At 44.9% G+C, this 2,939-nt stretch carries 2 protein-coding genes; one reads left to right on the plus strand and one right to left on the minus strand.

Features of this window, described 5'->3' with window-relative positions; all coding sequences use genetic code 11:
* The coding region (gene safA, locus AC3WLU_RS26645; protein WP_492598217.1) for a SafA/ExsA family spore coat assembly protein at positions 1 to 1,631 on the minus strand (1,631 nt) is incomplete at its 3' end.
* A gap of 337 nt (positions 1,632 to 1,968) precedes the next feature.
* On the opposite strand from safA, the gene ypfJ reads away from it, so the two are divergent.
* Complete coding sequence (gene ypfJ / locus AC3WLU_RS26650; RefSeq protein WP_492598218.1) at positions 1,969 to 2,814, plus strand: KPN_02809 family neutral zinc metallopeptidase; 846 nt, start codon at positions 1,969 to 1,971, stop codon at positions 2,812 to 2,814.
* Positions 2,815 to 2,939: the final 125 nt, after the last annotated feature.

The following is a 2,939-nucleotide window of genomic DNA, read 5'->3' on the forward strand; positions in this document are numbered from 1 at the left end:
GGCTGACCTCCGTTTTGGCCGCCCATCATCATGTCCGGCTGACCTCCGTTTTGGCCGCCCATCATCATGCCTGGCTGACCTCCGTTTTGGCCGCCCATCATCATGTCCGGCTGACCTCCGTTTTGGCCGCCCATCATCATGCCTGGCTGGCCTCCGTTTTGGCCGCCCATCATCATGCCTTGTGGCTGACCTCCGTTTTGGCTGCCCATCATCATGCCTTGTGGCTGACCTCCATTTTGGCCGCCCATCATCATGAATCCATCTGATTCTACTGACTCATCATCAAATTGATATTGCATATCCATTCCCATCTGAGACTCGTTAGGTGACATCCCTGGGTATGGGGCCTGTTGCTGTGATTGAACGGATTGATATTGGTTATAATCCGGATGGTGATGTGCATTGGCATCCATCCCTTGGTTCCCTTGATACTGTCCCTTCACATCCGGGCCATAAGTTCCAAGTAGCCCCTTATTACAGCCGCAATCTTCCTCTTCCTCACCGGCAGTCTGTGAAAACTGAGGGAAGTTTTGATTGTAGGAAGATGATTCGCCTGGTGACTCATAATCTTGTTGCATATATGAACCCGCTTGAGGTTGTTGATTCATTCCTCCATAATAATGGTGCGGAACCGGTGCGGAGGCTTGATATGGATAATATTGCTGGCTTGGTGCATTCATGCTCGCCCCTTGGACAAATCCATGATCCATCATTTCCATGTCAGGAGATTCTCCCCAAATATCAGAGCTCTCTTCCATCATTTGATAACCATGCATTTCCGGAGCCGCCTGATACCCTTGAACGCCTTGGTATGGGGCTTGCATGCCTTGCATGTGCATATGCGCCCACGGTGGCGGTTGAATGCAATAGCCGCTTCCAGGCAAGATTGGCGTTACTGGAATACAATCATCCACCGGCTCATCCTGAGCTGACTGTACAGCTGGCTTTTTCTTCTTCTTCTTTTTAGTGACTGCAGGCTCTTCTTTTTTCTTTGGTAAAGGCGGTGGTGCAGGAGGCTTTTGCACACTCATATTGGTCATGTTGACCATATAATAATTATTGACATCGATCTCCGGAATTACCGGCATAGGCACCGGCATTTCTTTTGGAACAACTTTTTGCTTTTCTTTAATGATAGGCTTTGGCTGAATGATTTGCTGCTCTTTTTTTGGTTTTTGAACGATTGGTTGCTCTTTAACAGGCTGTTGAAATTTCGGTTGCTCTTTAACGGGCTGTTGAAATTTTGGCTGTTCTTTCACCGGTTGTTGAAATTTCGGCTGTTCTTTTACCGGTTGTTGAAATTTTGGCTGCTCTTTTACGGGCTGTTGAAATTTCGGCTGTTCTTTTACAGCCGGTTTTTGCATGATTTGCTGCTCTTTCATAGGTGCTGGCTGAGCCTTATACTGTTGAATTTGGGATTCTTTCATTCCCGGCTGAATATTCACGTTTGGTTTACCCGTTTCTTTTATTACAGCTCCGGATGTCCCTGGAATTTTAATTTTCATTCCGGGCATCATCATGTCCGGGTTGCTCAATTGCGCGTTAACTTTTTTAAGTTCTTCAAAACTGACGCCGTATTTTTTGGCGAGTTTCCAAAGTGTATCGCCTTTTTGGACTATATGAATTTTCACGCTGTTAACCCCTCCTGTGCATATGTCCATATATTCTATGAAGCATTGGGTGAAATGCTATTATTTTTATCATGAAAACTTATGCGTGAAAAATGACTTTTATGATTGGTTCAATGATTTAGGGACATGGGAGCTACTTTTTTGGAGAAGTAATAAATGATATGACATCTTAAAAAAGGAGATTCCATTGCATTCAGGATGCAATGGTTTTTTAGTTATGTTCTGAAATGCTTCATTCAAGCTTCTGTCTAAACTTAGGGAAATACGGGTATAAGAAAGTAAATGGCCTAAGGCTTTGTCTTCAGGTACTTATCTTACATTCCTGGGGGGAATACTAATGAAATGGAAAGGTAGACAGGGCAGCTCGAATGTAGAGGACAAAAGAGGGATGACCGGAAAAAGCATGGCAGGAATCGGCGGAGGGGTCGGATTGGTAATTGTCTTGATCGTGACTCTCCTTGGCGGTAATCCAAGTGATTTGCTGGGCAGCTTGAATTCTACTGAGCCGAACAATGGCAGCTCTTATGTCGAAACGGATGAAGAGAAGGAGCTTGCGCAGTTCGTATCTGTCGTCCTTGCAGAAACGGAACAGGTCTGGACAAAAGAATTCCGTAAAAATGGACTGGAATATAGGGAACCTACCCTTGTCATGTATTCAGGCAGTGTCGAATCGGCATGCGGGATGGCAGCTTCTTCGGTAGGGCCATTTTATTGTCCTGGTGACAAGAAACTATATATTGATCTCAGCTTTTATCAAGAGTTGAAGCAAGAATTCCAGGCACCCGGGGATTTCGCCATGGCCTATGTCATTGCCCACGAGGTCGGACATCATGTTCAGACACTTTTAGGGACACCGGAAAAGGAAATGCCCGATCGGTCAAATGTCAGCGAGACTGAATATAATAGGTATTCTGTCCGTCTTGAATTACAGGCCGATTATTTGGCTGGAGTGTGGGCACATCATGTCCAAGGAGAGAATTTGCTTGAAGAAGGCGATCTTGAGGAAGCCTTGAATGCAGCAAGTGGTGTGGGAGATGACCGTATCCAAAAAAAGGCACAGGGGTACGTGGTTCCAGACAGCTTCACGCACGGTACATCCGAACAGAGAAAACGGTGGTTCAATAAAGGATTTAAATCCGGTGATATGAATGAAGGCAATACTTTTAAAGCGAATAGCCTTTAAAATTTCTACTTGTTTCAAAACATGAAAAAAGGGGGAGTTTATCCCCCTTTCAGACTGTAGACAAACTCGATGAAAATCGAGTTTGTCTATTTTTATGGCTTGTACAATTTGGACGTTGATTTCCA

The sequence above is a fragment of the Peribacillus sp. FW305-BF15 genome (assembly GCF_058783805.1).

What these genes read in the sequence shown, in the direction of transcription:
- ypfJ (WP_492598218.1), top strand. Translation starts at nt 1,969, where the DNA reads ATGAAATGGAAAGGTAGACAGGGCAGCTCGAATGTAGAGGACAAAAGA.